At 67.4% G+C, this 26,073-nt stretch carries 30 protein-coding genes and 9 pseudogenes; 12 read left to right on the plus strand and 27 right to left on the minus strand.

Annotated features, from left to right (window positions below; genetic code table 11):
- Nucleotides 1-129: 129 nt before the first annotated feature.
- From K0H76_RS18955 to K0H76_RS18970, 4 genes and pseudogenes are all read right to left on the minus strand, one after another.
- Nucleotides 130-498: pseudogene (locus K0H76_RS18955) on the minus strand (ATP-binding cassette domain-containing protein); the annotation flags it as partial.
- A gap of 144 nt (nt 499-642) precedes the next feature.
- Complete coding sequence (locus tag K0H76_RS18960) at nt 643-933, minus strand: hypothetical protein (RefSeq protein ID WP_258933977.1); 291 nt, start codon at nt 931-933, stop codon at nt 643-645.
- The gene (locus K0H76_RS18965) at nt 933-1,367 is read right to left on the minus strand and encodes an ABC transporter permease subunit (RefSeq protein WP_258933978.1); all 435 of its coding nucleotides are present in this window, start codon (nt 1,365-1,367) and stop codon (nt 933-935) included. The genes K0H76_RS18960 and K0H76_RS18965 overlap by 1 nt, the downstream gene beginning before the upstream one ends.
- Before the next feature lie 76 nt (nt 1,368-1,443).
- Nucleotides 1,444-2,313 carry an ABC transporter substrate-binding protein gene (locus tag K0H76_RS18970; protein ID WP_146340863.1) on the minus strand — a complete coding sequence of 290 codons (870 nt, stop codon included), beginning with the start codon at nt 2,311-2,313 and terminating at the stop codon, nt 1,444-1,446.
- Nucleotides 2,314-2,476: 163 nt separating this feature from the next.
- On the opposite strand from K0H76_RS18970, the gene K0H76_RS18975 reads away from it, so the two are divergent.
- The 3 genes from K0H76_RS18975 (at nt 2,477) to K0H76_RS18985 (ending at nt 3,994) form a co-directional block, all read left to right on the plus strand.
- Nucleotides 2,477-3,016 carry a gamma-glutamyltransferase gene (locus K0H76_RS18975; RefSeq protein ID WP_258933979.1) on the plus strand — a complete coding sequence of 180 codons (540 nt, stop codon included), beginning with the start codon at nt 2,477-2,479 and terminating at the stop codon, nt 3,014-3,016.
- Between the two features lie 152 nt (nt 3,017-3,168).
- A complete protein-coding gene (locus K0H76_RS18980; RefSeq protein ID WP_258935481.1) occupies nt 3,169-3,714 on the plus strand; it encodes a gamma-glutamyltransferase family protein in 546 nt (181 codons plus the stop codon).
- Nucleotides 3,715-3,736: 22 nt separating this feature from the next.
- Nucleotides 3,737-3,994 (plus strand): hypothetical protein, encoded by a 258-nt coding sequence (locus tag K0H76_RS18985; protein WP_258933980.1) that lies wholly within the window; start codon nt 3,737-3,739, stop codon nt 3,992-3,994.
- 28 nt (nt 3,995-4,022) lie between these two features.
- Here the strand turns inward: K0H76_RS18985 and K0H76_RS18990 are convergent.
- The 7 genes and pseudogenes from K0H76_RS18990 to K0H76_RS19020 form a co-directional block, all read right to left on the minus strand.
- Nucleotides 4,023-5,391: pseudogene (locus K0H76_RS18990) on the minus strand (NAD-dependent succinate-semialdehyde dehydrogenase).
- Nucleotides 5,388-5,579 (minus strand): amidohydrolase family protein, encoded by a 192-nt coding sequence (locus K0H76_RS18995; protein WP_258935482.1) that lies wholly within the window; start codon nt 5,577-5,579, stop codon nt 5,388-5,390. The pseudogene K0H76_RS18990 and the gene K0H76_RS18995 overlap by 4 nt, the downstream one beginning before the upstream one ends.
- Nucleotides 5,513-6,391 carry an amidohydrolase family protein gene (locus K0H76_RS19000; protein WP_258933981.1) on the minus strand — a complete coding sequence of 293 codons (879 nt, stop codon included), beginning with the start codon at nt 6,389-6,391 and terminating at the stop codon, nt 5,513-5,515. The genes K0H76_RS18995 and K0H76_RS19000 overlap by 67 nt, the downstream gene beginning before the upstream one ends.
- Nucleotides 6,307-7,014: an amidohydrolase family protein gene (locus K0H76_RS19005; protein WP_258933982.1), complete on the minus strand. Its 708-nt coding sequence runs from the start codon at nt 7,012-7,014 to the stop codon at nt 6,307-6,309. Before K0H76_RS19005 ends, K0H76_RS19000 begins: the two co-directional genes overlap by 85 nt.
- Nucleotides 7,007-8,756, minus strand: a pseudogene (locus K0H76_RS19010) (amidase). Before K0H76_RS19010 ends, K0H76_RS19005 begins: the two are co-directional and overlap by 8 nt.
- Before the next feature lie 10 nt (nt 8,757-8,766).
- A pseudogene (locus K0H76_RS19015) lies at nt 8,767-9,805 on the minus strand (agmatine deiminase family protein).
- Between the two features lie 11 nt (nt 9,806-9,816).
- A pseudogene (locus K0H76_RS19020) lies at nt 9,817-11,215 on the minus strand (FAD-dependent oxidoreductase).
- Nucleotides 11,216-11,328: 113 nt separating this feature from the next.
- On the opposite strand from K0H76_RS19020, the gene K0H76_RS19025 reads away from it, so the two are divergent.
- Nucleotides 11,329-11,826, plus strand: a complete 498-nt coding sequence (locus K0H76_RS19025) for a TetR/AcrR family transcriptional regulator (protein WP_258933983.1) — start codon at nt 11,329-11,331, stop codon at nt 11,824-11,826.
- Nucleotides 11,827-11,990: 164 nt separating this feature from the next.
- On the opposite strand, the pseudogene K0H76_RS19030 reads toward K0H76_RS19025, so the two are convergent.
- The 3 genes and pseudogenes from K0H76_RS19030 to K0H76_RS19040 form a co-directional block, all read right to left on the minus strand.
- Nucleotides 11,991-12,695: pseudogene (locus K0H76_RS19030) on the minus strand (histidine phosphatase family protein).
- A gap of 32 nt (nt 12,696-12,727) precedes the next feature.
- Nucleotides 12,728-13,331, minus strand: a pseudogene (gene purN / locus K0H76_RS19035) (phosphoribosylglycinamide formyltransferase).
- 122 nt (nt 13,332-13,453) lie between these two features.
- On the minus strand, nt 13,454-14,269 hold the full coding sequence (locus K0H76_RS19040; protein WP_258933984.1) for a hypothetical protein: 816 nt from the start codon (nt 14,267-14,269) through the stop codon (nt 13,454-13,456).
- An 80-nt stretch (nt 14,270-14,349) separates the two neighbouring features.
- Between K0H76_RS19040 and K0H76_RS19045 the strand changes: the two genes are divergently transcribed.
- Both K0H76_RS19045 and K0H76_RS19050 read left to right on the plus strand, forming a co-directional pair.
- Nucleotides 14,350-14,532, plus strand: coding sequence for a hypothetical protein (locus tag K0H76_RS19045; RefSeq protein ID WP_258933985.1), 183 nt, complete (start codon nt 14,350-14,352; stop codon nt 14,530-14,532).
- Between the two features lie 11 nt (nt 14,533-14,543).
- Complete coding sequence (locus K0H76_RS19050) at nt 14,544-14,756, plus strand: hypothetical protein (protein WP_258933986.1); 213 nt, start codon at nt 14,544-14,546, stop codon at nt 14,754-14,756.
- 63 nt (nt 14,757-14,819) lie between these two features.
- Here K0H76_RS19050 and K0H76_RS19055 read toward each other — a convergent pair whose 3' ends face one another.
- From K0H76_RS19055 to K0H76_RS19070, 4 genes are all read right to left on the minus strand, one after another.
- Nucleotides 14,820-15,257: a hypothetical protein gene (locus tag K0H76_RS19055; protein WP_258933987.1), complete on the minus strand. Its 438-nt coding sequence runs from the start codon at nt 15,255-15,257 to the stop codon at nt 14,820-14,822.
- 8 nt (nt 15,258-15,265) lie between these two features.
- Nucleotides 15,266-15,370, minus strand: coding sequence for a DUF6350 family protein (locus K0H76_RS19060; protein ID WP_258933988.1), 105 nt, complete (start codon nt 15,368-15,370; stop codon nt 15,266-15,268).
- Nucleotides 15,364-15,732: a hypothetical protein gene (locus K0H76_RS19065; RefSeq protein WP_258933989.1), complete on the minus strand. Its 369-nt coding sequence runs from the start codon at nt 15,730-15,732 to the stop codon at nt 15,364-15,366. The genes K0H76_RS19060 and K0H76_RS19065 overlap by 7 nt, the downstream gene beginning before the upstream one ends.
- Before the next feature lie 116 nt (nt 15,733-15,848).
- The gene (locus tag K0H76_RS19070) at nt 15,849-15,989 is read right to left on the minus strand and encodes a hypothetical protein (protein ID WP_258933990.1); all 141 of its coding nucleotides are present in this window, start codon (nt 15,987-15,989) and stop codon (nt 15,849-15,851) included.
- Between the two features lie 333 nt (nt 15,990-16,322).
- Between K0H76_RS19070 and K0H76_RS19075 the strand changes: the two are divergent.
- Nucleotides 16,323-17,387, plus strand: a pseudogene (locus K0H76_RS19075) (DUF2183 domain-containing protein).
- A gap of 33 nt (nt 17,388-17,420) precedes the next feature.
- Here the strand turns inward: K0H76_RS19075 and K0H76_RS19080 are convergent.
- Nucleotides 17,421-18,641: a glycosyltransferase family 1 protein gene (locus K0H76_RS19080; protein ID WP_258933991.1), complete on the minus strand. Its 1,221-nt coding sequence runs from the start codon at nt 18,639-18,641 to the stop codon at nt 17,421-17,423.
- Nucleotides 18,642-18,758: 117 nt separating this feature from the next.
- Between K0H76_RS19080 and K0H76_RS19085 the strand changes: the two genes are divergently transcribed.
- On the plus strand, nt 18,759-19,616 hold the full coding sequence (locus K0H76_RS19085) for a hypothetical protein (protein ID WP_258933992.1): 858 nt from the start codon (nt 18,759-18,761) through the stop codon (nt 19,614-19,616).
- A gap of 115 nt (nt 19,617-19,731) precedes the next feature.
- Here the strand turns inward: K0H76_RS19085 and K0H76_RS19090 are convergent, their stop codons facing one another.
- Nucleotides 19,732-19,878 carry a hypothetical protein gene (locus K0H76_RS19090; protein ID WP_258933993.1) on the minus strand — a complete coding sequence of 49 codons (147 nt, stop codon included), beginning with the start codon at nt 19,876-19,878 and terminating at the stop codon, nt 19,732-19,734.
- Nucleotides 19,879-20,073: 195 nt separating this feature from the next.
- Between K0H76_RS19090 and K0H76_RS19095 the strand changes: the two are divergent.
- A pseudogene (locus tag K0H76_RS19095) lies at nt 20,074-21,181 on the plus strand (VIT1/CCC1 transporter family protein).
- Between the two features lie 227 nt (nt 21,182-21,408).
- Here K0H76_RS19095 and K0H76_RS19100 read toward each other — a convergent pair.
- Together K0H76_RS19100 and K0H76_RS19105 are read right to left on the minus strand one after the other, a co-directional pair.
- Nucleotides 21,409-21,894: a response regulator transcription factor gene (locus K0H76_RS19100; RefSeq protein ID WP_258933994.1), complete on the minus strand. Its 486-nt coding sequence runs from the start codon at nt 21,892-21,894 to the stop codon at nt 21,409-21,411.
- Between the two features lie 42 nt (nt 21,895-21,936).
- The gene (locus tag K0H76_RS19105; protein WP_258933995.1) at nt 21,937-22,062 is read right to left on the minus strand and encodes a hypothetical protein; all 126 of its coding nucleotides are present in this window, start codon (nt 22,060-22,062) and stop codon (nt 21,937-21,939) included.
- A 95-nt stretch (nt 22,063-22,157) separates the two neighbouring features.
- On the opposite strand from K0H76_RS19105, the gene K0H76_RS19110 reads away from it, so the two are divergent.
- Genes K0H76_RS19110 through K0H76_RS19120 form a run of 3 tightly spaced genes read left to right on the plus strand, consistent with a single transcriptional unit; the run spans nt 22,158 to nt 23,306 of the window.
- Nucleotides 22,158-22,448, plus strand: coding sequence for a hypothetical protein (locus K0H76_RS19110; protein WP_258933996.1), 291 nt, complete (start codon nt 22,158-22,160; stop codon nt 22,446-22,448).
- A complete protein-coding gene (locus K0H76_RS19115; RefSeq protein ID WP_258933997.1) occupies nt 22,448-22,933 on the plus strand; it encodes a histidine kinase in 486 nt (161 codons plus the stop codon). Before K0H76_RS19110 ends, K0H76_RS19115 begins: the two co-directional genes overlap by 1 nt.
- A gap of 58 nt (nt 22,934-22,991) precedes the next feature.
- Nucleotides 22,992-23,306, plus strand: a complete 315-nt coding sequence (locus tag K0H76_RS19120) for a hypothetical protein (RefSeq protein WP_258933998.1) — start codon at nt 22,992-22,994, stop codon at nt 23,304-23,306.
- Between the two features lie 3 nt (nt 23,307-23,309).
- Here K0H76_RS19120 and K0H76_RS19125 read toward each other — a convergent pair whose 3' ends face one another.
- From K0H76_RS19125 to K0H76_RS19145, 5 genes are read right to left on the minus strand one after another with little or no spacing between them, the layout of a single operon-like run.
- Complete coding sequence (locus K0H76_RS19125; protein WP_258933999.1) at nt 23,310-23,588, minus strand: cation transporting ATPase C-terminal domain-containing protein; 279 nt, start codon at nt 23,586-23,588, stop codon at nt 23,310-23,312.
- Nucleotides 23,471-24,322, minus strand: coding sequence for an HAD-IC family P-type ATPase (locus tag K0H76_RS19130; protein WP_258934000.1), 852 nt, complete (start codon nt 24,320-24,322; stop codon nt 23,471-23,473). Before K0H76_RS19130 ends, K0H76_RS19125 begins: the two co-directional genes overlap by 118 nt.
- Nucleotides 24,279-24,860, minus strand: coding sequence for a hypothetical protein (locus K0H76_RS19135; protein WP_258934001.1), 582 nt, complete (start codon nt 24,858-24,860; stop codon nt 24,279-24,281). Before K0H76_RS19135 ends, K0H76_RS19130 begins: the two co-directional genes overlap by 44 nt.
- Nucleotides 24,850-25,413 carry an HAD-IC family P-type ATPase gene (locus K0H76_RS19140; RefSeq protein WP_258935483.1) on the minus strand — a complete coding sequence of 188 codons (564 nt, stop codon included), beginning with the start codon at nt 25,411-25,413 and terminating at the stop codon, nt 24,850-24,852. Before K0H76_RS19140 ends, K0H76_RS19135 begins: the two co-directional genes overlap by 11 nt.
- Nucleotides 25,371-26,003, minus strand: a complete 633-nt coding sequence (locus K0H76_RS19145; RefSeq protein ID WP_258934002.1) for a cation-transporting P-type ATPase — start codon at nt 26,001-26,003, stop codon at nt 25,371-25,373. The genes K0H76_RS19140 and K0H76_RS19145 overlap by 43 nt, the downstream gene beginning before the upstream one ends.
- Between the last annotated feature and the right edge of the window lie 70 nt (nt 26,004-26,073).

Genomic DNA, 26,073 nt, shown 5'->3' on the forward strand with positions numbered 1-26,073 from the left:
CATCCCTTCCCGGGCGAGGTCCTTCATCACGGCGAGGACCTCGCCGACCATCTCCGGATCCAGCGCGCTCGTCGGCTCGTCGAAGAGCATGAGCGCTAAACCGCATAGCCAGGGAGCGCGCGATGGCCACCCGCTGCTGCTGGCCTCCGGAGAGGGAGCGCGGACGGGCATCGGCCCATTCCCGAGACCGACCCGGTCGAGCAGCTCCCGCGCGTGGGCGACAGCCTTCTCCCTGGGCTCATTCTTCACATGCACCGGCGAATGCCAGATGTTCTCCAGAACCGTCATGTGGGGAAAGAGGTTGAAGTGCTGGAAGACAAACCCGATGTTCGCCCTCTGCCGGGCGAGGTCCTTCGCCGAGCGCTCCACCACCTTGCCCGCTGGAGTCACCCGCTGCCCGATGCGCTCCCCGCCGATGAGGATCTCACCGTCGTCGATGGGCTCGAGCATATTCAGCGTGCGCAGGAACGTGGTCTTGCCCGCGCCGGAGGCTCCCACCAGCACGACGACCTCCCGCGATGGACCTCCAGGAGATGCCTCCAAGGATGGCCTTCTGGCCGAATGCCTTGTACACCTCGTGGGTCTCGACGATCGGGACAGATGCGTTCCCGGACTGCGATTCGTTGATCATGAGTTGCTCCCTCAGCCCTTCGCCGCTGTCAGCTGCTGCTGCATCTCTAGCTTCGTCATGCGCTTCGGACGCACCCCGAAGAGCCTCTTGTAGATGGGCTCTGCCTTCGGCAGTCCCGCTCGAGCATTCAGCACGTTCTCGATCTTCGCCTGAATGATGGTCCAGATGGTGGTCAGCAGCAGGTAGTAGATCGCCACCACGATGTAGATCTCGAAGACCCGGAAGGAGGCCGAGCTGATGATGGTTCCCACCTGGAACATCTCAGAGACCCCGATGATCGACAGGATCGAGGTCTGCTTCATCAGCTGATTGAAGGAGTTCCCCAGTGGGGCACCATGATCCGGATGGCCTGAGGCACAATCACTCGCCGCATAGCCCCGCCGGGCGTCATGCCCAGCGAGAGCGCAGCCTCATGCTGCCCGCGCTCGACCGATTCGAGCCCTGAGCGCACGATCTCGGCCACATAGGCGCTTTCGTTCAGCGCAAGCCCGATGATCGCCGCCTGCACAGCACCCTGGATCACGATTCCGGCAAAGTCAGCATCCTCGAATCGATACAGTCCAGCGGCCGCGAGGCCCGTATAGATGATGACCAGCTGCACCAGCAGCGGCGTCCCGCGGACCACCCAGATATACAGGCTGGCGAGAATCGTGAACGGCAGGAAGCTGCTCCTGCCCATGAGTGCGACCACCAGGCCCAGCACGAAGGCGCACACCATGGCCACCGCTGAGATCACAATCGTGAGCGTGAGCCCATCCAGAAACCGATCGCTGGGGTGAAAAGCGCGCCCCAGAAGAAGCCCCAGTCGAAATTCATGCGTTCCGGATGTCCTGGCGCTCGAAGCCCCACTCGCTGAGGATGTCCTCATACGTGCCGTCTTCGACGATCTCGTCGAACGCGGCCTGCATGGCCTCGTGAAGCTCCTCGTTCTCGCGCAGGGTGGCTGCCCCGATCTCGATCTCTCCGAAGGGCTCACCGATCATCTGGAAGTCACCGTCGCTCTCGTTCTCGTAGTAGGAGACGATTTCTGAGGTGTCCACGAAGGCGTCCTGCTGCTCTGCCATGATCGACTGCAGAGCGTCCGCAGAACGGTCGGTGAGAGTGATCGCGATCGGCTCCTCGCCGTCCGCCTCACACTCTTCGGACTGCTCCTCCAGCAGGGAGGCGCCTGTAGCGCCAGTGATGGCGATGGCACGAGTGCCGCAGAGGCTCTCGTCATAGCCGCTCACATCCGCAGGATTGCTCTCCGGCACAGCGACGGCTGAACCGGAGAGCAGGTACGGCACGAACTCGGCGATCTCCTCCCGCTCCTCGGTGATGTAGAGCGACGACATAATCGCATCGCACTGCTGGCCCTGGAGGGAAGTGACGAGCCCAGAGAAGTCATACTCTCTGAAGCCCAGTTCCAAATCCATATTCGTAGCTACTGCCTCTGCGATATCAACTTCTGCACCAATCTCTTCACCCTCCTCGTTCTGGAAAATGTTCGGAGGAATCGTAAATGTGGCGCACACGGTGAGCTGGCCGTCCTGCACGAGGTCAAGACCGCCGGACGCCTCTTCGGTGCTCTCGGCACCTCCTCCGCAGGCGGACAGCAGAGCCGCTCCGGCGACGAGAGCCGTGGTGGCAGAGAGCTTGCGGTAGCGCATTGAACGATGAAGCATGGTTTTCCCCTTCAGCATGCCGAGTGACTATATGAATGCTTTTCATTTACTTGTATAGTCGGTCCATACGCATGAGAGCAAGCCAGAATCTACGCGTTACAAAGATTTAACATGCTGAGAATATAGAGTTCTTATGCCGGTAACTTCAGGGAGAGAAATGACGACGCACACCCAGGACGACGTGAGCGGATCCATCGCGACATCCCACCACCTGGCCACCGAGGCAGGCGCGCGAGCCCTCAGGGAGGGCGGCAGCGCAGTGGACGCCGCCATCGCTGCCGCCGCGGCGCTCTGCGTGGTCTACCCGAACAACGTCGCCCTCGGAGGAGACCTCGTCGCGCTCGTGCGCTCGCCGGAGGAAGGTCACCTTCATCAACGCGACAGGACCGGCCGCTCGGGCCGCATCGCTGGAGTCCATGCGCGCGACCCATGGGGATGCCCTGCCTCTGCGCGGCATCGACACCATCACCGTGCCGGGCGGACCCAGGGGTGGGCGGCCCTCGCCGACACCGGAGGGAATCTCACCTGGAGTAGGCGCCTGGAATCGGCCGTCTCCTACGCGCGGGAGGGCGTCCCCACGGCCCTGTCGGTCTCCCGGGCCATCCGCGAGCACCAGCAGGTTCTGGCGCAGGACGAGGGCGCAGCAGAGATCTTCCTGCCGGAGGGTGCCCCACTTCAGGAGGGCGAGCCCTCCGGCAGCCCGCGCTCGCACAGACGCTGAGCCGACTCGCCGAGCACGGACCGGAGGAGTTCTACACCGGCGAGACTGCTCGGCGCTGGGTCCAGGGGCTGCAGCGGCTCGGCAGCGGGATCGCCCCGGAGGACCTCGCTTCCTACGCCCCGACATCAGGGCCTTCCATGAGCGCCGAGGTCATGGGCCTGAGAGTCCACACCGGGGTCCGAACACTCAGGGCTTTGCGCTGCTCAGAACCCTCCTGCACCTTGAGGCTCAAGAGCCTGCGGATCCCTTGGGGCCCGAGGCTTGCTCGATCGCGAAGCAGTTCTACGACGCCAATTCCCTGCGCGCCGAATATCTCAGCGACCCGCGACGCTTCCCGTCGCACCAGAGGAGCTCCTCAACATGCTGGCGCCGGATGCCCCGATGGCGGTTCCTCACCGGCCGCTGGGGACACGGTCGGCCTGAGCGCCGCCAGTTCGGACGGCTGGGCCGTGTCACTGGTGCAGTCGGTGTACCACGCGTTCGGCTCCGCGGTGCTGGAGCCCACCACCGGAATCCTGTTCCAGAACCGAGGCACTGCCTTCTCCCTCGATCCGGACCACCCTGCAGCCCTGACACCAGGAGCCCGCCCTCCGCACACGCTGATGCCCGTGCTGGCTGAGGAGCACGGCGAGCTGAAATGGGTGTGCGCCACCATGGGGGTCAGGCTCAGCCCCAGATCCACACTCACCTGCTGCTGAACCTTCTTCGCGGGGCATCCCCTTGGAGGCGGTCAGCCTGCCGCGCTGGGTCATCGGCGCCCAGAGCGACGGTGACACCCTCCGCACAGCGACGGCAGAAGCCGATGTGCCCGAAGCGGCGAGCAGAGCTTTGGGCGCCTCATTCGATCTGAGGACCGTGGCGCCTCGGCACGAATCGCTGGGGCACTCCAACGTCATCGAAGTCACCCGGCACAGCGATCGGCCCGCCTTCCGAGCCGCGAGCGATCCCCGAGCAGACGGATCGGCCCTGATCGTGTGACTCCGAAGGCGGGCCGGGGCCGGACGCCTCAGTCGGCGATGTAGAAGAGCCTCTTGTTCACAAACTCCTCCATGCCCAGAGGGCCGAGCTCACGGCCGTAGCCGGAGCGCTTCACTCCCCGAACGGAAGCTCCGCGCCTTCGGCGGCGGGGATGTTCACGTTGGCCATTCCACCTCCAGCTGCGAGGCGACCGCAGAGGCGCGCGCCTCGTCGGCGGAGAAGACCGACCCGCCGAGTCCGTAGGGAGAGTCATTGGCCAGACGAACAGCCTCAGCGTCGTCGCCCACCGAGTAGACCACGGCCACCGGGCCGAAGAGCTCCTCGTGATAGGCGCGCATCTCCGGGGTGATTCCGGTGAGGACGGCGGGGGCGAAGTAGGAGCCCGGCTCATCCAGCAGCTCGCCGCCGGTGTGCAGCGTCGCCCCTTGCTGACGGCGTCCTGCACCTGTTCGGCCAGCTGCTCGCCTGCGGCTCGGGAGGACAGAGGCGTGTAGGTGCCCGGCTCGCCCTTCATCAGGTCCCCGGCTTCAGAGCGGAGACGCGTGCCACCAGCTCCTGGACGAACGGCTCGTAGATGTCCTCGTGGACGATCATCCGCTTGTTCGAGTTGCAGGCCTGGCCGGTGTTCTCCAGTCGCCATGCCCAGGCGGTCTCAGCGGCCTCGGCGACGTTCCCGGCGTCGAGGATGATGTACGGGTCGGATCCGCCGAGCTCCAGGACTGCCTTCTTGAGGTGACGGTTAGCCAGTTCGCCCACGGCCGCGCGGCAGCTCGGAGCCGGTCAGCGAGACCCCTTGGATACGGGGGTCTGCGATGATCCGGCTCGACTGCTCATGGGTGACGAACAGGTTCGCATAGACGCCCTCCGGCACACCGGCGTCCTGGAGGATGGAGGCGATGGCCAGGGCCGAGCGCGGGCAGCTCTCTGCATGCTTCAGCAGGACGGTGTTGCCCAGCATCAGGTTCGGGGCGACGAATCGAGCCACCTGGTAGTAGGGAAGTTCCAGGGCATGATGCCCAGCAGCGGGCCGATGGGCAGCCGCTGAATGACTGCGCGCCCGCCGGAGAATGTCTTGATCTCCTGGTCGGCGCTGAGCTGCGGGCCCTCCTGGGCGAAGTATCCGAAGATCTCCCCGGAGAACTCAGCCTCCGCCTTCGACTCCGCAACGGGCTTGCCCATCTCTGTGGTCGCGATCTCGGCCAGCTCATCGGCGCGCTCGGCGAAGAGCTGGCCGATGCGGGCCACGATCTCGCCGCGCCGCTCGATGGTCTCGCTGCTCCATGAACGGTACGCATCGGCGGCGGCCGCCACAGCCGCCTCCACCTCAGCGTCCGTCGCCGCGGGTACGTTTCGAGGATCTCTCCGGTGGCCGGGTTCTTCGACTGGTAGGACGTCATCGTGCAGCACCTTTCACAAGTGGGTCGTTGTGGACAATCTTGCCGTCAATCGTGGTCATCAGCACGGAGATCTGCGTCAGCTCGTCCGCGTCGGCGGCGACCGGGTCCTCCGCCCAGAGCGTCAGGTCAGCCGTCGCTCCGGGCCGAATGACGCCTCGATGGCCATCCCCAGCGCCTCGGCGGCCCAGCGGGTATAGCCCAGCAGAGCCTCCTCGCCCGTCAGCCGCTGCTCGGCCTCGAACACCGGAGCGGAGGGGTTCCCGGGCTCCCGCCGCAGACGGGCCCATGCCATGCCGAGACGAGCGTCGAGACTGGCGACCGGCCAGTCGGAGCCCAGGGCGAGGCGCCCGCCTACCTGGAGGATGTCACGTGTGCGCCAGCTGTTCGACGCTCGCTCATCGCCCAGCCGCGCGCCCCAGGAATCGACGTTGCCCGGTTCCCTCCACTGCATATGGAGGGGCTGCATGGAGGCGACGGTCCCGGTCCTGGACAGCAGAGCGACGTCGTCGTCGGTGAGCGTCTCCAGGTGCTCGATCCGCGCAGGGTAGGCGACGAAGTCCGAAAGGCCCTCGTAGACCCGTGCTGCGTGGGCGACCCCGGCGTCGCCGCAGGAATGCGTGGTGAGCTGGAATCCGGCGTCGTGATAGCTCCTGCAGACCTCCGCGAACCGGTCCAGTGATTTCCAGAAGGGGCCCGTGGAGTCGCCCTGAGCGTCGGGCTGGTGCAGCCATGCTGTGCCCGCGTCGATGACCCCGTCGAGGAACATCTTGATCATCCGGACTCTCCACCGGTCACCGCCGACGCAGAGCAGCCCCACCCGATGGGCCACCAGGTCGTCGCCGTCGCCGGGCTCATGCCACATCGCGACGTCCAACCGGACGGGCAGCCCGCCGGGCAGCGCCTCGGCGGCCCGGATCACCTCCACCGTCCAGTCTCGACCGTCGAGCACCGTGGTCCCGGTGACGCCGGCAGCGGCCGCCTCACGGAGGATTCGCCGCACCTCATGGGCTGCTTCAACAGGGTGCAGGCCGGGCGCCCCCTGAGCACGCGGTGGAACGCCGGCATCTCCTGCAGCTTGCCGGTGGGACGGCCATACTCGTCCACGACGATCTCGCTGGCGTCGTCGAAGGTCTCGGACCCGTCGACGCCCGCCGCCTCGAGAGCCGCCTCGTTCGCCACGGAGGTGTGCACGTCGAAGAGCAGCAGCAGGAGCGGGCGCCCTGGGCCGCGTCCTCGAAGAGGTCCCCGCGGATCTCCCCGCCTTCGAATGCTTTGTAGTCCAGGTTCCATCCGCGGAGCCAGTCCCCGCCTCAAGGGTCCGGGCGTGCTCGGCCAGGGCCGACCGCACCTGGGCCAGCGTGACGAGGCCCCGAGATCCACGCCCTGGGTCATTTCGATGCCGCCGACAGGGTGCATGTGCGAATCGATGAGCCCAGGGGTCAGCGTGGCGCCCTGCGCGTCGATGACGTGGGTGCGAGGGCCGGTCCAGGCCGCGGCGTCCTCGTCGGTGCCGAGCCAGGCGATCCGACCGTCGACGACTGCTGCGGCCGTCGGGCGTGTGTGCGCGTCGGCGTCGTGGGCCATTGTGCGGATGTGCGCGCTGCGGATGATCAGGTCACTCATGGTCTGCTCTCTCGGGGTGGTCGGAGGAGGTGTTCAGGCGCGGGGTCCGGGCCGGTTCGGTGCGCCGCGGACGCAGCCGCTCGAAGGCGGCGGCGATGCGCAGCAGGGTCTGGTCGTCGTACGCCCGGGACGCGAACGTAAGCCCGACGGGCATGCCGGTGTCATCCATCGTGCCCATAGGCACGGTGACGGTGGGGATCCCCAGGTGACGGGGCACGAGGTTGCCGTTCGCCACCCACACGCCGTTCCTCCACGCCGCATCGGCTGCGGCGGGCTCCGTGTCGGCATCCGCGGGTCCCACGTCTGCCGCGGCGGGGAAGGCCACCACGTCGAACCCGTTCCGGTCCATCCAGTCCTCAAGGTCGACGCGGCGCGTCTCCTCCAGCCCCGCAGTCCGTGCTCGACTCCGGGCAGGGACTCGAGCGTCGGAGCGCCTGTCCTTTGAATGAGATCCGGGTATGTGCTGATGTCGTCGTCGAAGCCGTCGTACCTGTCGGGCAGTGCGCCTTCCGGGTGCGGGAAGATGTCTTCGCCTCGAACCTGTGTGAGGCTGCTCAGCGCGGGTCGCCGTTGGCCTGAAGGAAGTCCTCCCACGCCCATGCGGCCAGTTCGTTGACCTCGAGCTTCAGGTAGTCGGGGTCGACGAGTCCTCGGCTGAAGACTGTCGGAGCACCCGCGCGGTCCCCTTCGTAGCGGCTCACGGCGGGAAAGTCGGTGACCTCCACGCGTGCTCCGGCGCCCACGAGATCCGCCTCGGCCTCCCGCCACAGCTGCAGGATGCTGTCCCGCACGCGGATCGGCTGGCCGGTGGGCCCTCCGATGCTTAAGCACTTTCGCGGCTGCCCGCCTCATGGTCCTCACCGATGTACATTCCAGGCGCCGCGATGCGCAGACCGCTGAGGGTTCCGTGGGCGCGCTCTTCGGAAGGGCAGTCCAACTCACGATGGCTGCGGGGACTGACGTCCGAAGCCTTGGGCAGTGCGATCCAGGGCTGGGTGCGCCAGAAGTCTCCGCGGGAGTCGTGGTCGTCGGCGACGATGACGTCGAGCACCTCAAGCATGTCGGTCATCGTCCGCGTGTGCGGGACTACCACGTCCATAGTGGGGACCAGCGGCCAGTTGCCCCGCACGGAGATCACTCCGCGTGAGGGCGTGTAGGCGCAGAGCCCGCTGTTGGAGGCGGGCGCCCTGCCCGAGGACCATGTCTCCTCCCCAGCCCGAACGCTGCGAAGCTCGCCGCAGTGGCCGTTCCCGACCCGTTCGAGGAACCGGACGCGAAGGCGGCGGCGAGATAGTCGGCGCTGTAGGGACTCTCGGCTCGGCCGTAGAGGCCCCTCTGCATCCCACCGTTCGCCATGGGCGGCATGTTCGTCAGGCCCAGGAGGACCGCTCCGGCCCCGCGAAGCCGCTCGATGGTGAAGGCGTCCTGCTGAGCGACCAGGTCTTTGAACGCCGGGGACCCCGCCGCGACGGTCATGCCTCGGACCTTGTAGCTGTCCTTCGCGGTGTACGGGATTCCTTCCAGCGGCCCGAGAGGGCGCCCTTCGGCGCGGCGCCGGTCGGAGGCTCGGGCTTCGGCCAGCGCCTCCGCGTTCCGGACCACCACAGCGTTCAGGCAGGGTCCCTGCTGATCGTAGGCATCGATGCGGCGCAGGTAGGCGCCCACAAGCTCTTCGGAGGTCGTGCTCCCGTCCTCCAGGGCGGCGCGCAGCTGGGGATGGTGGCTTCGACGACGTCGATCATCGGCTTCCTCTCAGGGTGCGGGCACTGCGCCCGGCGCGGTCGGGGACGATGGCTGCTGCTGGGTGATGCAGTGCACTCCGCCGCCGAACGCGAAGATGTCACGGGCGTCGACGCGTTCGACGGTGCGTCCCGGGTATTGCTCCTCGAGGATCTGCTGGGCCTTCTCGTCGCTGGGGTCCTGGAAGGCGCCCATGATGACGGCTCCGTTCGCGACGTAGTGGTTGATGTAGGACCAGTCGGACCAGCCGCTCTCATCCTGGAGCTGCTTCGGGGCGGGAGCTCGGTGATGCTGATGGGGTCTCCGCTTACGACTGTCGCGCTCTCCAGCACCTCGCGCAGCTCGCGGCTCACCTGATGGTCAGGGTGGCTGCGGTCCCGCTGGGTGTGCAGCAGGACCGAACCTGCCGGGGTGAAGCAGGCGACGATGTCGACATGCCCGCGAGTCCCGAACTCGTCATAGTCGCGGGCGAGGCCCGGGGAAGCCACACTGCGTGGTGGGTGCCGAGGCGCTGGTGGATCTCCGCCTCGATCTGCTGCTGGGACCACCCTGGGTTGCGCCCCGGATCCTGCTGGACGGTCTGTGTCAGCAGGACGGTTCCGCGACCGTCCACGTGGAGCCCGCCTCCTTCGTTGACCAGGGTGCTGGCGATGCGAGGGACCCCGGCCAGGCTAGGCGATCTGCTCCCCGACCCGTTGGTCCGCCTCCCAGGCGGCCCAGGATTGGGCTCCCCAGCCGTTGAACACCCAGTCCACGGCTGCCACCGCGCCGCTCTCGTCCCGCACGAAGGTGGGGCCGGAGTCCCGCACCCAGGCGTCGTCGAGGGAACGGCGTGGAGCTCGACGGCCTCAGGGAGAAGCGTCCTCGCCACCGCGATGTCCTCTGGCCTGACCAGCATTCTGACCGGCTCGTAGCCGCAGACGGCGGCGGCCACGTTCGCCCACGCCTGTCGGGCACGCTGCAGCGACGCAGAGCCGTGAGCGCCGAAGGTCTCGTTGGTAGGCGGGAAGGCCATCCACGTGCACTCGTGCGGCTCCCATTCGGACGGCATGCGCCATGAGGTCACGACCGGGCCTCCAGGATCTCTTCGGCCGCCAGCCTACTCTGGCGCAGCGCACCGTCGACGTGCTGGTACCCCTCAGCGGCCAGATCGGAGCAGGCCCAGCGGATCGGCCCCACGGGGTCGCGCTGGTGGGCGCCGTATCGGTGCAGTCCGCCCAGGTCGTAGCTGGTGGCGTAGGCGCCTCTGGTCCACTCCTCGGAGGCGAAGTCCGACTCGTAGTACACCTCTGGGGTCAGCGCCTCCTTCCCGAGATAGTTCGCGAAGGAGCGCAGGATCCTGCTTCGGCGCTCCTCGTCGGGCAGGGCGAACAGCGCGTCGGCCACCTCGTCGGTGGCGAATCCGACCAGGGTGCCGCGGGCGTCGCCGTAGTTGGTGTTGTCATAGACCTCCTGGCACACCTCATCGGCCCCGAAGCCGGTGCCGGAGAGGCCCTTCTCACGCCAGAACGGACGGTCGTAGACGGCGTGGACCTTGATCACCAGACCCATGGCCTGGTGCTGGTGCATCTGGTGCTGCAGGCGCGGCAGAGGCGGCTCGAAAGAGATGCGGCTGTAGAGGTTGGGCGGGACGGCGACGATCACATCGTCAGCCTGAACGGTGACACGGTCGGACCACAGGGTCGCTCCGCCTGTCTCGTTCCAGCGAATCGTGCGCACGGGGGTTCCCAGGTGCACGGCCTCGCCCAGCTCTTCGGCCAGGGCGACGGATACGGACTGCATGCCGCCCACCACCCGGCGGTCGAGGATGAAGCCTTCGTCGACGAGATTGCTGAAGGAGCCCGCGGAGGCCGCCATCAGAACGGCCTGGAGCGCCGAGAAGGCGTGCGCGGGCTTGGTGAGCATGCCTCCTGCGACGAAGATGCCGATGTTCCGGCAGGCCTCCTCATCCGATGACTGCGTCCTCAGCCAGTCGTGGAAGGAGATGGTGTCGAGCTCGCGCGCCTTGGGGTGCGCCCACGGCTCGTGCGGCCCGATCTCAGCGGCCAGCTGGTCGAGGACCCCGGTCAGCCGCTCGATCTCTTCGGCCGTCTCCGAGGCGACGGGGAATGTGTCGCCGGTGTAGACGTGCCGGACTCCGTCGGAGCCGATGAAGACGTTCGAGCCCTCCCGGTAGCGCTGGTAGGTCTCCTTGCCCAGCTCCTCCACCAGACCGAGCAGCTCGGTCTGGTCGGGCGAGACCCACTGGCCCCCGATTTCGAGGAAGGCACCGTCGACGGTGTCAGACCATGTGCGTCCGCCGACGCGGTCGCGGGCCTCGAGCACGACCACCCGCAGGCCCCTGCGCGCTGCGGTGCGGGCAGCCATCAGGTTTAGCAGGCCCAGCCCCTACGATGGCCAGGTCGCACGTCACGACGTTTTCGCTGCCTATGTGCCGGATGTTCTCCACAGCACCTCCCATATGTCTGCGCATCAGATTAATGAACAGCATTCATATTACAGCTTCTGTGTTGCTGGCGTGTTACTTCCATCACTAGACTTGCAAAGTTCCCACCCCTGCCGATAGGAGCCCCTGTGCCGACCGATCAGCCGCGTCGCGGCAGGGGACGTCCCCGCCAGCCCATCCTCTCCGGACAGGCGATCACCGATGCTGCGCTGAAGATAGCCGCCGATCGGGGCCATCATCAGCTGACGGTGGCGAGCCTGGCCCGCGAGCTGGGCGTCTCTGCGTCGGCGCTGTACAACCATGTGAGGTCCAAGGACGAGCTGATGCTCTGGGTCCAGGATCGGCTGAATGAGGAGATCGACGCGTCGGTCTTCGACCGCCTGCCCTGGCATGAGGCGCTGATCGCCTGGGCACGCTCCTACCGGAACTGCTTTGCCCGGAATACGGCCATGATCCCCATCATGGCGGTGCTCCCGATCGCTGACGCGCCTCGCACCCTGGACATGTACGAGCGGGTGATCCGGGGCCTCACCGATGCCGGGATCGATCCGCAGGATGCCCTGGAGATCATTGTCGCGGTGGAGGCGTACGCCTTCGGCGCCGCATATGACGCCACAGCGCCATGAACATCTTCGAACCGGGCGACCCGGAGCGGGCCCCACCTTCGCCGCCGCGGCAGCGGCCCGCGCCAAGGAGCCCTCAGAGGCTGCCGATCGCGCCTTCGAGCGAGGCCTGTCGGCGATGGTGCGCGGCTTCAGAGCCGACGTCGACAGCGTCGACGCCTCGGGCGCTACGCGCCGGGCAGAGCCAGGGCCTGCTTGCTGAGCTCGCGGTTGGGCTCCTCGTAGCTGACGGCCTCGACCCCGCGAGGACCGATGTGCAGGCTGGTGATGCTGGTCAGTGTGCACTCGCGGGAGCGTGGGTCGTGGAAGAGCGGCCGCTGCTCGGCCCATAGACGGGTCACGTAGATGGGGAGCTGGTGGGAGACGAGCACCGCCTCGGACCCGTCGCCGTGCTCGGCGATCGCTTCGTCGGCCAGGTCCTTCACCGCGGCCAGCACTCGGTTCACCTGTGCTTTGTAGGGCTCCCCATGAGGGGCGGATCGGGTTGATGAGCAGTGGCCAATGCTTGGGCCGTCGCAGCTGACGACGCACCGAAGACATGCCCTCGAACTTGTTCTCCGCCTCCAGGACCCGCCCTTCGATCCGTACCGGCAGGTTCAGGGCGGAGGCGACGGGGCAATCGTCTCTTGGGCGCGCTGAAGCGGGGAGGACGCAAGAATCACCGGGCCCTGGCCACGCTCAGCTCGTGCCGCGAAGTGATCGGCCAGCCCCTGCGCCATCTCTTTGCCGAGCTCGGAGAGGCCGAAGCCCGGCAGTCTTCCATAGAGCACGCGGTCAGGGTTGTGCACCTCGCCATGACGGACCAGGTGCACCGTGGCGTAGCCGGTGGTCGGGACGGGCTCAGCAGAGTGGGCGGCGGCGGAAGAGGTCATGCGGTCCAGTCTTCCAGAATCGGGCCTGACTCTCAGCGCAGGCCGTGCTCATTGCGGGCGATCTGGGCGAGCACCTGGTTCAGCAGGGTTCGCTCGGCAGTTTTGATGCGCTCGTGGAGGGTAGCCTCATCATCCTCAGCCCTCACCTCAACGGGGTTTGGGCAAGGATCGGGCCGGTGTCGACGCCGGAGTCCACCTGGTGCACGGTGCAGCCGGTCACCTTCACCCCGTGAGCAAGCGCATCACGCACCGCATGGGCGCCCGGAAAGCTGGGCAGCAGGGCCGGGTGCGTGTTGATCATCGGCACTGCGCGGCCATCCGCGCGCCTCAGGGTGTCGAGGAACTCTGCCGAGACGATCCTCATGAACCCGCTGGAGACCAACACCTCTGGGTCGTAGGAAAGCACAGCATCGCGCAGCCTGCTGTTCCAGTCGGCCCGCTGCTCCGCGTCTGCCCCGCGCTCGAGGGGGACGCTGAACGTCTCGATCCCTGCAGTCCCGGCTCTCACCAGCCCGTAGGCATCGGGGTTGTCCGAGCCGACCGCCGCGATCTCCACGGCTAGCTCCCTGCCTGGGACGCGTCGATGACCGACTGAAGATTGGACCCCGAGCCGGAGATCAGCACCACGATTCGCATAGGGCTCAGCCTACGTCCGCGCTCGCCTCAGCTCTGCGGTCAGCGGGGCGCCTGGGCGCGCCGAGCGATCTTCCACTGGCGCCGCTGCCGGAAGAAGGCGTTGGAGCTCGGGAGGAACATCATCACGATCGCGAGGACGGACAGCGCAACCACCGCGCCCACGAGCGCGAAGGCGGCGGGGTGAAGCCGAAGAAGAGCATGAAGACGCTGAGTGCGCACCAGACGGTCGCAATGATGCGGCAGGCGTTGTTGACCATCGTTCCGAGGAATCCCCAGAGGATGTACATGCAGAGCACAAAGATGCCCCACACCAGTGCCAGCCCGCCGAGCATCGTCATGCTGAGCTCCAGAAGCTCCTGCGGCGCCATGTCGTTGAGCTCCGGGTTGGCCTCAGCCTGACGCTCCATCTCCTGGAGGAACATGTCGTACTGCTCCGGAGACATCAGCTCCTCAATGCTGGCCGTGCTCGCGACCACCATGCCGTAGATGCCCCAGGCCAAGGCCGCGACGCTTACGCCGATCATCGCCAGCAGCGCCACCAGCAGAGAGGCGGGCCGTTTGGGCTTGTCCACGGGTGCTGGTGCGTAGCCGTGCTCGCCCTGCGAAGGCGAGCCGTGGCCGTAGGGCACCGGCTGATACCCGGTGTGGTGCTCGCCGTCGGCGGGAGGCTGGCCGTAGGGGTTCTGACCGTAGGGACTCTGGGCGTACTGGCCCCCATCATGCGCAGAGGGAGCGGCGGAGGCGCTTCCGCCGGGCTGCCCCCACACCGGCTGGTAAGCGGGTCCGGGCTGACCTGCCTCCTGCGGGGCGTATGCCCCGTACTGCGGACGTGGTCGCTCCTGCTCCCCCTGCGGCTCGTCAGGGCCTGCGGGGTCGCGCTCTGATGGGCGCTGACCGGACGGATTCTCTGGGGCGCTGTCACCATTCGGCGTCGTCATACCCTCAGCCTACGCTTCCCCTCAGCGGACGCATCATCCCTGAGGAGGACTCCCCGGCCCCGGCGTTGGATACCATCACGGTGATGACCGCGACACCGCCATCCGGCCAGCGGCCGGGCAAAGATGACCAGTCTTCCCGCTCAGACCCTGAAGGGAAGCGCAGCCGACCATCCCAGAGTCTGGCCGCCGATGCCAGATGGCTGGGCTGGGGCCTGCTGGCCATCGTGCTCACCTGGGGCGGCTTCCAGCTGCAGCTTCCCTGAAGCTGCTGGCAGTGCCTGCAGGACTGGCCGGGGTCGCCGTCGGCACCTTCATGGTGATCCGCGCCGTGCGCACCAAAGCGGGCGCCATGCTGCTTCTGTCCGGCGTGCTCACCGCGCTCAGCTGCGGACTCTTCGGCGTCAGCGCGGGGCTCAGGCCCTCTTCTGGGACGCGACATCCGAGTTCGAAGCATGCACCGACCGCGCGGTCACTGACCGTGCCCTGAATCAGTGCCAGCAGGAGTACGAGAATGCCATTCTCCGACCCTTTCCGGGGACCGGAGGCTGACTCAGCTCGCTGAGCTGCGCGTGAAGAGCCGTACGCATGGGGCGACCAGGTAGCTTACTGCGCATCCCGCAGCAGCCCAGGCCCCCAGGAGCCCGGCTGCGACCAGCGCATCGGGGCCCACGTCGACGAAGCGCCCCACCCCCAGCGACAGGTGCGAGAGCCACAGCGGACCCACGAGCAGCAGACCCGCCATCAGGCCTGTCAGCGTGCCCAGCACCGCAGTGGACACCAGCAGGGAGACGGGCCGGAAGCGGATGGTGCGGGCGCACCAGTCGTCGAAGTGGTTCTCGCCCTCTCGAGCCAGCCAGATGCCGGCTGCAGAGCCCAGCAATGACCGGCAGAGCGAGGACCAGCCACGCGTGCTCCAGGCCCTCCTGCGGCACTGCTGCCAGCAGCGGAGATGCTCAGCCGCGGAGGCACCCGCCGTTCCGGGCTGCACAGTGGTGCTTACCCTACGCTGAAGCTGGCACCGGTGGTGTAGGCGAGCGTCCACATCACCATGTTGGGCACCAGAGCAAGCTGGAGAACCGTCAGGCCCACGGCGCTTACCACCCCGCCTCGGCCTGCTGGTAGGCGTTGGCGATGTCGATCCACTGCACGAGCACCACGACGGCGAAGAGAGTCCCGGCGAGCGCGAGAGAGGCCGCCGCGGCGACGGCACCCGCTCGAGTGACAGCCCACAGGTAGGAGCCGGTCCATTTGATCCGGGCGGACCAGCGATCGATGCGCTCGTCCATGTCCATCCCGAACATGCGCGTCACGCTCCGGGCCTCCCAGACGCAGCCTCCCGCAGAGGCGAGCACGGCAATTCCTCCTGCGGCCGCGGCAGCCCACACCGGTGAGGTAGCGCCGAACGGCGTGTCCACCCAGGCGGCCAGCTGCACCGCGGCGAGCACGACGATCAGGACGAACATGAGCAGCCCCAGCCACAGCTGCGTGGGATAGGCCCCATCGCCAGTGGCGCCCGGAGCGCCAGCAGAGCATCGCCGGAATGAGCGTCAGCCCCAGGGGCACGGCATGGAACGCGGCCTCACGGCCCACCTCGCCGCCTCCCAGATCCAGGGGCTGCGAACATGATGAGCCACAGCTGCCCGGCCAGCTGGGCCGCACCGATGACATCCCACGCGGCGGGCTCGGCCAAGAACGTGAGCAGCCCCACCGGGATCGCCACCAGGAGAGCTGTGAGCAGAACGACCTGAACCCCTTCGAGCAGTCCGAAGAGCCACAGCGGCGCCGCTTAAGCAGGCGCAGCCAGCGCCGACGGCGGCCGGCGGAGGCGTCGTCACGTGCGGGTTGAGGGTCCTCGGACATCGTTCCCATCGTGCCAGCGCGCGGCCGAGTCCACGCGGTGAAACCCCGGGAGGCCGGACGGTGATTATGATGAGCGGTGATGATGTCCTCCGACGATCGACGCCCGCAGGACCACCCGGGCGCGCCTTCGTGGGCGAACCAGGATCTTGCCGCGCTGCGCCGCCACTACACCGACGCAGGCCGCAACAAGGCGATGAAGATCGAGGACCGCTGGCATCAGCTGCGGCTGGGACTGGCCCGTCGTCGCGGCCAGCAGGTGACAGTCCTCTCGCTCGCCGGGTACGGGTCCCCCGCTGGGTCCGAGTCCTCTCACGGGTAGTCATGGCCCCCGACCAGGACTTCGAGAATGGTCGGCGGGTCGCCAAGGTCATCGCCGACGGGGTGCGCGGCTGGCGGAACTTCGTCTCTGCGCCGGTTCCCTTCGCTCAGCTCAAGGTGACCATCGCGGGCCGGGAGTACGACATCGCAGCGGACCGCGGCGGCATCGTCGACGAGGTGGTCGAGCTGAGGGGTGAGCCGCTGGAGTCGGGGTGGACCCGCATCACCCTCCAGGCGCCCGGGGAGCAGCCCACCAGCGCCGGGGTTCGGATCATCGGTGAGGACACCGCCGCCGGCATCATCTGCGACATCGACGACACCGTCGTGGTGACCAAGCTTCCGCGGCCCTTCCTCGCCGCATGGAACTCCTTCGTGCTCGACGAGCATGCCCGCACCCCCACACCCGGCATGGCGGTGACGATGGAGAGGCTGAGGTCATCCATGCCCGGCTCCCCGGTGCTGTACCTCTCGACGGGCGCCTGGAACGTCGCGCAGACCCTGACCCGCTTCCTCAGCGCCAACCTGTACCCGTATGGGCCCCTGCTGCTGACCGACTGGGGACCGACGGAGGAGCGCTGGTTCCGGTCCGACGCCTGCACAAGGTGGAGCAGCTCGAGCGGCTCGCCGAGGAGTTCCCGCACGTGCGATGGGTGCTCATAGGCGACGACGGGCAGCACGACCCGGCGATCTACGCCGATTTCGCCCGGGCGCACCCCAGAACGTTCAGGCAGTCATCATTCGGGAGCTCACCTACACCGAGGCGGTGCTGGTTTACGGCCGCGCCGAGGCGCCTGAGGGCCAGGAGCTGCTGCATGCCGGCGAGCCCGGCGAGGATACGCACGGCTACCAGCACGTGGGCGAGAACCGGATCCCATGGATCTACGGCCCGGACGGCAAGGCCATCAGCGAGCAGCTCACGGAGCTGGGGCTGCTCCGCTAGGCAGGGCAGCCGCAGCGAGCGCAGCGCGCCGCATCATCCGGGAAGCAGGTTCGTGAACAGGCGGCTCTGCGCCCGCAGGTATGTCTTGGCGCGCATCGTGCGAATTCTGCGGTTGACCTCGACGGCGCGGGCGTAGTGCCCCACGAGCTCGTTGCAGATGGCCTCCCAGGTGCGGCCCTGCACCTCTGTGTGCGCGGCATCCGCGAAGTGCCTGCGCGCCGCGTGGTCGCTGACCAGGTGCTCCACCCTGCGGCGCATGCCGTGGAGATCCCCGGGGCCGTAGAGCCATCCAGTGCGGCCCTCATCCACCAGGTCGAGCGGGCCGCCCCGGCCCACCGCCACCACCGGCAGCGCTGCGGCCTGGGCCTCCTGGATGGTCTGGCAGAACGTCTCCGCCTCACCGGGGTGGACGAAGATGTCGAGGCTGGCGACGTGAGCACCGAGGTCCGCTCCGGACTGGAAGCTAGCAAAGTGCGCTCGTGGGAGCCTCTTCGCCAGTGAGCTCTCCATCGGGCCGGAGCCGATGATGACCAGACGGGTGCCGGGGATGCCGTCGAGCACCGCAAGGTCCTCGACCTGCTTCTCCGCTGCCAGGCGACCCACGAATCCGATCAGGAGCTCGCCGTTCGGAGCGATGCGCGCTCTGAGCTCGGCAGAGCGCCGGGCGGGGCTGAACAGGTCGGTGTCCACTCCGCGACGCCACGTGCGGAGCCGTTTGACGCCCCGCTCGCGCAGCTGCTGCTTCGCGAAGGTGGAGGGCACCAGTGTGTAGGTGCAGGCCTGGTGCATCCTCTCGACGTGCTGCCACAGCAGCTCCTCGGCCCATGGCACTCTGTAGCGCGCGGCGTAGGCAGGCACCTCTGTCTGATAGATCGACACCGCCGGCAGGCCCAGCGCCTCAGCGGCCTGTATGGCCCGCCATCCCAGCACGAACGGTGAGGCGATGTGCACGACGTCCGGGCGGAGCTCCTCCAGAAGGTTGCGGATGCGCAGCACCGAACCGGCCGCGACCCGCACTTTGGGGTAGTCCGGAAGGGGCAGCGAGGGCACTCGGATCACCGGATACCCGTGGCAGCGCTCTGCGGAGCTGCTGATCTGATCGGTGAGCGGGTGGGCGTCGAAGGCCGAGTCCGCCGGGGCGATCACGGTGACGTCGTCGCCGCGGCGACGCAGGTGAGCAAGCACCTGCAGAACGGAGTTGGTGACCCCGTTCATGTGAGGGAGGAAGCTTTCGGCAACAACCGCAACTTTCATCGCTCCCAGGCTACGACGCCGTGGGTGACCCCAGGAGGCTCCCAGGTTGAATGATGATGAACTCTCCATGAACAGAAACGCGGGGTCAGGCAATGCGAGGGCGGTAGCCTGTGGCGGGTGAACTCCATACCCTCCTCCGCGTCCCTGAGGACCATTGCCGTCTCCGCCGCGCACGCGGTGGGACAGCCGCTCCGGGAGGCCTTCCGGGCCTCCATGGAGGTCCAGATGAAGACGTCCAACAGTGATCTCGTCACCATCCACGATCAGCAGACGGAGGAGGCCCTGATCCGGCTGCTCTCCGAGGCGGTGCCGGACTCGCGGTTCACCGGTGAGGAAGGCGGTTCGCACGGCGAGGGCTTACTGGAGTGGATCATCGACCCCATCGACGGCACGTCCAACTTCGCCCACGGCTTCGACCACTTCAGCGTCAGCATCGGGGCCGCGATCGACGACGTCGTGGTCGCCGGGGTGGTCCATGACCCCATCAATGAGCTCACCTTCTCCGCCGACGATGACGCCGCATACCTGTCCACCCGGGACGCGTCCGAAACGGTGCTGGCATCAGCTCCGAAGACCGGCACCGCCGAACCTCACCTGAACCTGCTCACCAACTTCCCGGCCCACGGATCGTTGCCGAGTACGGGACCGAGGCGCTGGAGGTGTTCGGGCATCTGGTGGGCACCTACGCCACGGTGCGCCGCATCGTCTCCGGGGCCCTGGAGCTCTGCTACGCCGCGGCGGGCTGGGCCGATGTGGTCATCAACTGCCGCACCAGCCCGTGGGACATCGCACCCGCCCAACTCATCCTCACCCGTGCCGGGGCACGTTCCTGCCCTACGGCACCCGCGGCGAGCGAACCTTCGACGGCACCTCGTCCCCCCACGCCCACCTGGCTCCGGGATACGTCGGGCTGGGCCCCGGCGTGGACTCCCCAGCGCCCTCGCCCCGGTCGAACGGTTCGTGCTGAACCAATAGCTGCGCGTTTCAGCTGAGGCAGACGCTCAGCAGCGGACACTGTTCGCGGGAGTTCAGGCCTGGCCCCACTCCTGAGGGAAGGTCTGCTGCGCCACATGCCCCACGTGCAGAGGACCTAGACCGCGCCCGCCAGGAAGGCAAGCAGCAGCCAGCGCAGGCTGTAGGAGTGGAACATAGTGACCACCAGAAGCATGAGGCAGGCGGTCGTCAGGACGAGACCGACGAGCCAGAAGATGAAGCGGCTGTCCTGATCCTTGATCAACCGAAGCACCTCACAGTACGAATCTATCCGTACGTGACGCAGAGGCTGAGCCCATCCCCGTCTCGGCGCCGATTGTCCACCACAGGGGTACATGTGAGCAGGCTTGAGGTGCGTCGACGGCTTAGGGGTGCTGAAGCTTCGTCATGCAGCGAGTCGAGCCGCCGCCCGGCCGTGAAGTGTGCGCACCATAGTGCCGTGAGCGATACACCTGAGACGGTACGGCCGGAGGGCGAACCCACCCCGAAGCAGGTCCGCCGGTGGCGCAGATACCTGGCCGATGAGGAGGCCGAGGCGAAGCTCTACTGGAAGCTCGCGCAGAAGCGCACCGGTGAGGAGAAGCAGATCCTGCTTGGGCTCTCCGAAGCCGAGAAGCGCCACCAGGAGCACTGGAGGCAGCTGCTCGGCCCACACTCGTACAACCTCCCGCGCCCCAGCGCACACCGCGTTCTGCTGGGGTGGATGGCGCGCGTCTTCGGCTCCGTGTTCGTGCTCGCCCTGGCTCAGCGCGCCGAAGGCGACTCTCCCTACGCCCGCGACGATGACGCCACCCCGCGCATGGCTGCGGACGAAGAGGTGCACGAGGAGGTCATCCGCGCCCTCGCCGCCCGCGGCAGAGAGAAGCTCTCGGGAGGCTTCAGAGCCGCCGTATTCGGAGCCAATGACGGGCTGGTCTCAAACTTCGCACTCATCATGGGCATGGGCGGCACCGGAGTCGGCCCCACCGTGGTGCTGCTGACCGGCATTGCTGGGCTGCTGTCCGGGGCGCTCTCCATGGCCGCCGGGGAGTTCATCTCAGTGCGCAGTCAGCGGGAGCTTCTGGATGCCACACGGCCCACCCAGGCGACCCTTCGTGCCGCGCCTGACCTCGATCTTGATCACAACGAGCTGATCCTGGTCTACAGGGCACGGGGCCTGAGCGAAGCCGACGCTGAGCACCGGGCCCTGGAACGGCTCAACGTCTTCGACTGCAACTGCCGCCCCGAACTGTCGCACGACCCGGACGAGCTTCATGACGAGCACCGCGCCGTAGGTTCTGCGTGGACCGCCGCCGGGTCAAGCTTCTGCTTCTTCGGGCTCGGAGCGATCATCCCGGTGCTGCCCTATCTCTTCGGCGCCGAGGGCTTGCTCGCCGTGGGGCTCTCCACCGGCCTGGTGGGCCTGGCGCTGCTGTGCACCGGCGGCGTCGTGGGGCTGCTCTCCGGCACGAACCCTCACCCGCGGGCTGCGCCAGCTGGCGATCGGCCTGGGTGCCGCCGCGGTGACCTACGCGTTGGGCTCCGCCCTCGGCGTCACCGTCGGCTGACCACAGCTCCCTCCTCTTGCAGATCCCAGGGGTTGACTGTGAAGCCCTATCCCAGGCGCGGCTCGACGAAGCCCAGCTCTGCGGCACGCACCAGCAGCTGCGTCCGATCATGTGTGCCGAAGCGCTCGTTCAGGCGCTTGCTGTACGTCTTCACCGTCTCCCGGCTGAAGTGCAGCTCCCGAGCGATCTCTGTGTTCGTCCACCCCCGCGCGATGCCCTCAGCACCTTCAGCTCTCCAGGCGGAACGTGGGGCATACCAGCCTGATGGGCAACCGCCTCGGCGATATCTGTAGGAGCCGTGTCATGAGTCTTCTGGGCCGCACGGGCGCTGGGCGCGGTGAACGGGTGCTCCCCGCGGCCACTGAACGGATCGCGTCCAGCACTGTGCTGGCGTGTGCATCCTTCGTCACATACCCACGGGCACCAGCACGCAGGGCGCGCACCACATGATGATCGGTGGTGAACGTCGTCACCACGAGCACCCTGATGTCCGGGCTCTCCTCCAGGATCTCCCGTGTGGCAGCCACACCGTTCTGCCCGGGAAGGTCTACGTCCATCACGACCACGTCCGGGGCCGACTCGCGCACCATCTCAACAGCGTCCACACCGTCGGCGGCCTCCCCTGCGAGCACCAGGTCATCAGTGGAGTCCAGGTAGAGACGCAGGGCCTCCTGCATCATGGGCTGATCCTCGACAAGAAATACTCGAATCATCGGAACCTCCTCTGCAGAAGCCTAGATCGAAGACCAGCAACATCACGAGAGGCGGCGAGAACTGTCCACCACAGGGGACTCTTCGAAGCCGGACACAAGAAATAGTCTGCTCAGATGAACCGGATCCTGCACGCCGCGGTCGTCATCGCGGCCTGCGTGCTGCTGCACACGGCGGGGGCCGATGTTCAGCGTGACTCCTGGCTCGGGGAGCAGTGGTGCGAGCTCTTCCCGAACCATTCGGCCTGTGATTGACTGAGATCCAAATGGGGTTCGAAGCAGCTGCGGAGTGGCGTGCTGAGAAGCCTGACCGGAAGGTCCTGAGTGCGCTGACCGGCATATCAGCTGCCTGGATTCTCCTAGACCTGAGCCTCTTCGGAGTTTTCAGCACTGGCCCTGTCTCGGTCGGCGCCCTCGTGTCGCTGCTGCTGTGGACGCTCTGCCTCTGCCTCCTATGGGTAGGCGTCATCCCAGGGGCGACAGCTGCCCAGGCGGCATTGGCGGCTATCCTCGTCGTGGGCTACATCCCCTCTACCAGGCCGTTTTCCTCGTGCTGATGAGCGCGGTCGTGGCGATGTACGCACCTGTCCGGCCTCGACGGCTCTACGTCGTCACCTCGGTGCTCTGGACGGGCGCTGTGGGAGCACAGTTCGGCGACTGGGAGACCGCAGCTTACGCCGCTGCATTCCTCAGCCTGCTGGTGCTGATCGCCTACGCGATCGGCCGAGGCATCAGACGAGTCGCAGACCGTGCGCGGGAGGAGCGCACGCAGAGACTCCACGCGGAGCAGGCCAGGGCGCACGCACTGCAGCAGGAGCGGCGCCGCTTTGCCCAGGAGCTCCACGACAATATCGGCCGTGATCTGACCATTCTGGCCATGCGGGCTGATGCCATGAGCCTCCACCCCCACGCGGCCGCACCGGAGGCGGTGCAGGTGCTGGGAGACACTGCACGCTCAGCGCTGGACGACCTGCGCGAGATGGTCATCCTCCTGAAGGGACAGGGCGTCCTTCCCTGCCGTCGACGGCAGAACATTCCCTGAGGACCTTGAGACGCTCCGCAGCGGACTACGGCCCGAACGAGGCGTCTTCGAGGCGGACGTGCGCGGAGACTGGTCACGAGTGGCCCAATGGGTGCGCACACAGCTGTTCGCCATTGTGGGCGAGGGACTCCTCAACGCACAGAAGCACGGCGCAGCGCCCGACGGCGGGATCGCGGGCATCAGGCTGGATGCTGAAGCCGCTGCCGACGCGTGGTCAGTGACGATCGAGAACGACGCGGCGCCGGTGCCCGACGGGCCGGAGAGCTTCCCTACGGCTCCTCGAGCGTCGGCCTGGAGGGCATGCACGTCCGCGCACAGTCGATCGGCGCCCGTCTGGAGGCCGGACCCTCAGAATCCGACCGTTGGGTGCTGAGAATCAGTTCCTCCGCCAGTGCAGCACCAGCTTGATCAGTTCGGTCAGCAGGAAGATCACGAGCCCCGCGCCGGTCACCACGGCCAGATGCTCCGGATTCAGCGGCTGGGACTCGAACAGGGCCTGCAGCGGTGCCGCGTAGATGAACAGCAGCTGCAGGACTGTCAGCCCGGCCACGCATGCCCACGCGACCCAGCTGCTGCCCAGCACGGTGGGCCGAAGGCTTGAGGACTCCAGGGCCTTGACGTTGAACAGGTAGAAGGCCTGGCACACCACCAGCACCGTGGTGGCCAGCGTCCGCGCGGACTCCAGATCGTCCCCGCTGCGATCCGCCACTGGAACACAGCGATCGTCGCTGCAGCGATCAGCAGCGACACCAGTGCGATCTGCACCATGTGCCGCAGCTCGACGAGTCCCTTGGCGGGGTCCCGCGGCCTGCGCCTCATCACACCGGGCTCGGCGGGCTCGAAGGCGAACGCGAACGCCAGGGTCACTGCCGTGATCATGTTGGCCCACAGGACCTGCAGCGGGGTCAGCGGCAGAGTCCATCCGAGTGCGACGGCGAAGAGCACCACTGCGGACTGGGCACCGTTGGTCGGCAGGAGGAAGACGATCGCCTTGCGGAGGTTGTCATAGATCCGCCGCCCCTCCTCCACTGCCGCTTCAATGGTCGTGAAGTCGTCGTCGGCCAAAACGATCTCGGCCGACTCCTTGGTGACCTCCGTGCCCTTCACGCCCATGGCGACGCCCACATCGGCGCGGCGCAGGGCGGGGGCGTCGTTGACGCCGTCGCCGGTCATCGCCACCACCTCACCCTCGGCCTGCAGAGCCTTCACGAGCCGGAGCTTGTGCTCCGGGCTGGTGCGGGCGAATACGCTGTGCCCCGCCGCGAGGCGACGCAGCTCCTCGTCGTCGGCCTGTTCGAGCTCAGGCCCGCTGATCGCGCCCGCTCCTCCGTCGATGCCCATCTGTTCAGCGATGGCACGCGCAGTGCCCACATGGTCTCCGGTGATCATCTTCACGCTGATGCCGGCTGTCGTGGCAGGTCTCGATGGCTGCGATCGCAGCCTCTCGGGGCGGATCAACGATGCCCACGACTCCGAGAAAGGTCAGCTCCTCCAGCGCGTCGAGGCTCAGAAGCCCCGCATCGCCCTGATGGGCCGGACGCTCAGCGGCGGCCAGGACGCGCAGGCCCTGAGCGGAGAGCAGTTCGATCTGCTCCTCCCAATACGCGCGGTCCAGCGGCTCCTCCTCGGTCCCGCGGAGCTGGGTCGCGGACCTGTCGAGCAGCCGGTCCGGCGCACCCTTCACCAGGATGCGGGCTGACCCGTCCATGTCGGCGACAGTGGCCATCAGCTTGTTCTCCGAGCTGAACGGCAGCGTCGAGGTGCGCCTCGCGGCAGTCGGGTCGAAGCCCAGCTTCCCGGCGAGCGCCTGCAGAGCACCCTCTGTCGGCTCCCCGCTGATTCCCCAGCGGCCCTCCTTCTGCGTCAGCTGGGTGTCGTTGGCGATGCTCATCGCTTCGATGAGGCGCCGGAGCTCCTCATGCTCCATGCCTGTCGGAGCACCGTCCGCCAGAACCTCCCTCGGGAGCGTAGCCCGTGCCGGAGACGCTGACCTGGGCGCTCGGCAGGGCGGCGGCGGTCACCGTCATCTCGTTCTTGGTGAGGGTGCCTGTCTTGTCCGAGCAGATCACTGTCACGCTGCCGAGGGTCTGCACCGCCGGCAGCCTGCGGGTGATCGCGTTCCGGCGGGCCATCGCCTGCACCCCCAGGGCGAGGGTGATGGTGATCAGGGCGGGCAGCCCCTCGGGAATGGCGGCGACGGCGAAGCTGGCGGCTGCCTGCAGCAGCTCACCGGTATCGGTGTCATGGGCGAGGGTGCCCACCAGGACCAGCACCAGCGTCATCAGCACCACGGCGAGGGCCAGCCAGCGGCCGAAGGCTGCAATCTGGCGCGTCAGCGGAGTCTGCAGCGCTTCGACGTCACTCATCATGGTGCTGATCCGGCCGATCTCCGCCTGAGATCCTGTGCCGACGACGACGCCCTGGCTTACCCCGGACGTCACCATCGTCCCGGAGTAGGCGAGGCACACACGATCGCCCAGCGGCGCTTCGGGACTGACCTCGGCGGTGCTCTTCTGAGCGGGGACCGACTCCCCGTCAGGGCGGACTCCTCGACGGTGAGCTCGTGGGCTTCGATGAGCCGCATATCGGCGGGGACTCGGTCACCGGCACGCAGCCGGACAATGTCGCCGGGGACGAGGTCCTCCGCGGCCACGGTCTGCCACTGGTCTTCGCGACGGGCAGCCGCGGAGGGTGACAGCATGTCGCGAATGCCTTCGAGGGCGCGCTCGGAGCGCCCTTCCTGCAGGAACCCGACGACAGCGTTGATGAGCACCACAGCGAGAATGACGACGGTATCCACCCAGTGCTGCAGCGCGGCAGTCAGTGCGGCCGCACCCAGCAGCACGTAGATGAGCACGTCGTTGAGGTGACGCAGGAAGCGAACCGCCGCACTGTCCCTCTCTGCGGCGGGGAGGGCGTTCGGCCCGTGCTCGCCGAGGCGGGCCTGGACCTGCGTCCCGGTCAGACCAACGCTCGGATCCGCCTCGAAGCGGCTCAGTGCCTGCTCGGCGGTGAGCGCATGCGCCGGTCCTGTCAGCTCGCTGTTCGTTCCGGTGGTGACCTCAGGCATGCGTCTACCTTCTCACTGACGCGGGGCCTCCGAAGCTGGGGCCAGCTCCCCGTATTGCCGAGACCCTCAG

It is taken from the genome of Nesterenkonia pannonica (assembly GCF_019575955.1).
GTDB classification, from domain to species: domain Bacteria; phylum Actinomycetota; class Actinomycetes; order Actinomycetales; family Micrococcaceae; genus Nesterenkonia; species Nesterenkonia pannonica.

Excerpts from the sequence above, each read along its gene's own strand:
- K0H76_RS18960 (WP_258933977.1), bottom strand. The coding sequence starts at position 933 with ATGAAGCAGACCTCGATCCTGTCGATCATCGGGGTCTCTGAGATGTTC.
- K0H76_RS18970 (WP_146340863.1), bottom strand. The coding sequence starts at position 2,313 with ATGCTGAAGGGGAAAACCATGCTTCATCGTTCAATGCGCTACCGCAAG.
- K0H76_RS18980 (WP_258935481.1), top strand. The coding sequence starts at position 3,169 with ATGGGCCTGAGAGTCCACACCGGGGTCCGAACACTCAGGGCTTTGCGC.
- K0H76_RS19005 (WP_258933982.1), bottom strand. The coding sequence starts at position 7,014 with ATGAGTGACCTGATCATCCGCAGCGCGCACATCCGCACAATGGCCCAC.
- K0H76_RS19040 (WP_258933984.1), bottom strand. The coding sequence starts at position 14,269 with ATGACGACGCCGAATGGTGACAGCGCCCCAGAGAATCCGTCCGGTCAG.
- K0H76_RS19065 (WP_258933989.1), bottom strand. The coding sequence starts at position 15,732 with ATGTTCGTCCTGATCGTCGTGCTCGCCGCGGTGCAGCTGGCCGCCTGG.
- K0H76_RS19080 (WP_258933991.1), bottom strand. The coding sequence starts at position 18,641 with ATGAAAGTTGCGGTTGTTGCCGAAAGCTTCCTCCCTCACATGAACGGG.
- K0H76_RS19100 (WP_258933994.1), bottom strand. The coding sequence starts at position 21,894 with ATGATTCGAGTATTTCTTGTCGAGGATCAGCCCATGATGCAGGAGGCC.
- K0H76_RS19110 (WP_258933996.1), top strand. The coding sequence starts at position 22,158 with ATGGGGTTCGAAGCAGCTGCGGAGTGGCGTGCTGAGAAGCCTGACCGG.
- K0H76_RS19115 (WP_258933997.1), top strand. The coding sequence starts at position 22,448 with ATGAGCGCGGTCGTGGCGATGTACGCACCTGTCCGGCCTCGACGGCTC.
- K0H76_RS19130 (WP_258934000.1), bottom strand. The coding sequence starts at position 24,322 with ATGATCACCGGAGACCATGTGGGCACTGCGCGTGCCATCGCTGAACAG.
- K0H76_RS19135 (WP_258934001.1), bottom strand. The coding sequence starts at position 24,860 with ATGGAGCATGAGGAGCTCCGGCGCCTCATCGAAGCGATGAGCATCGCC.
- K0H76_RS19145 (WP_258934002.1), bottom strand. The coding sequence starts at position 26,003 with ATGCCTGAGGTCACCACCGGAACGAACAGCGAGCTGACAGGACCGGCG.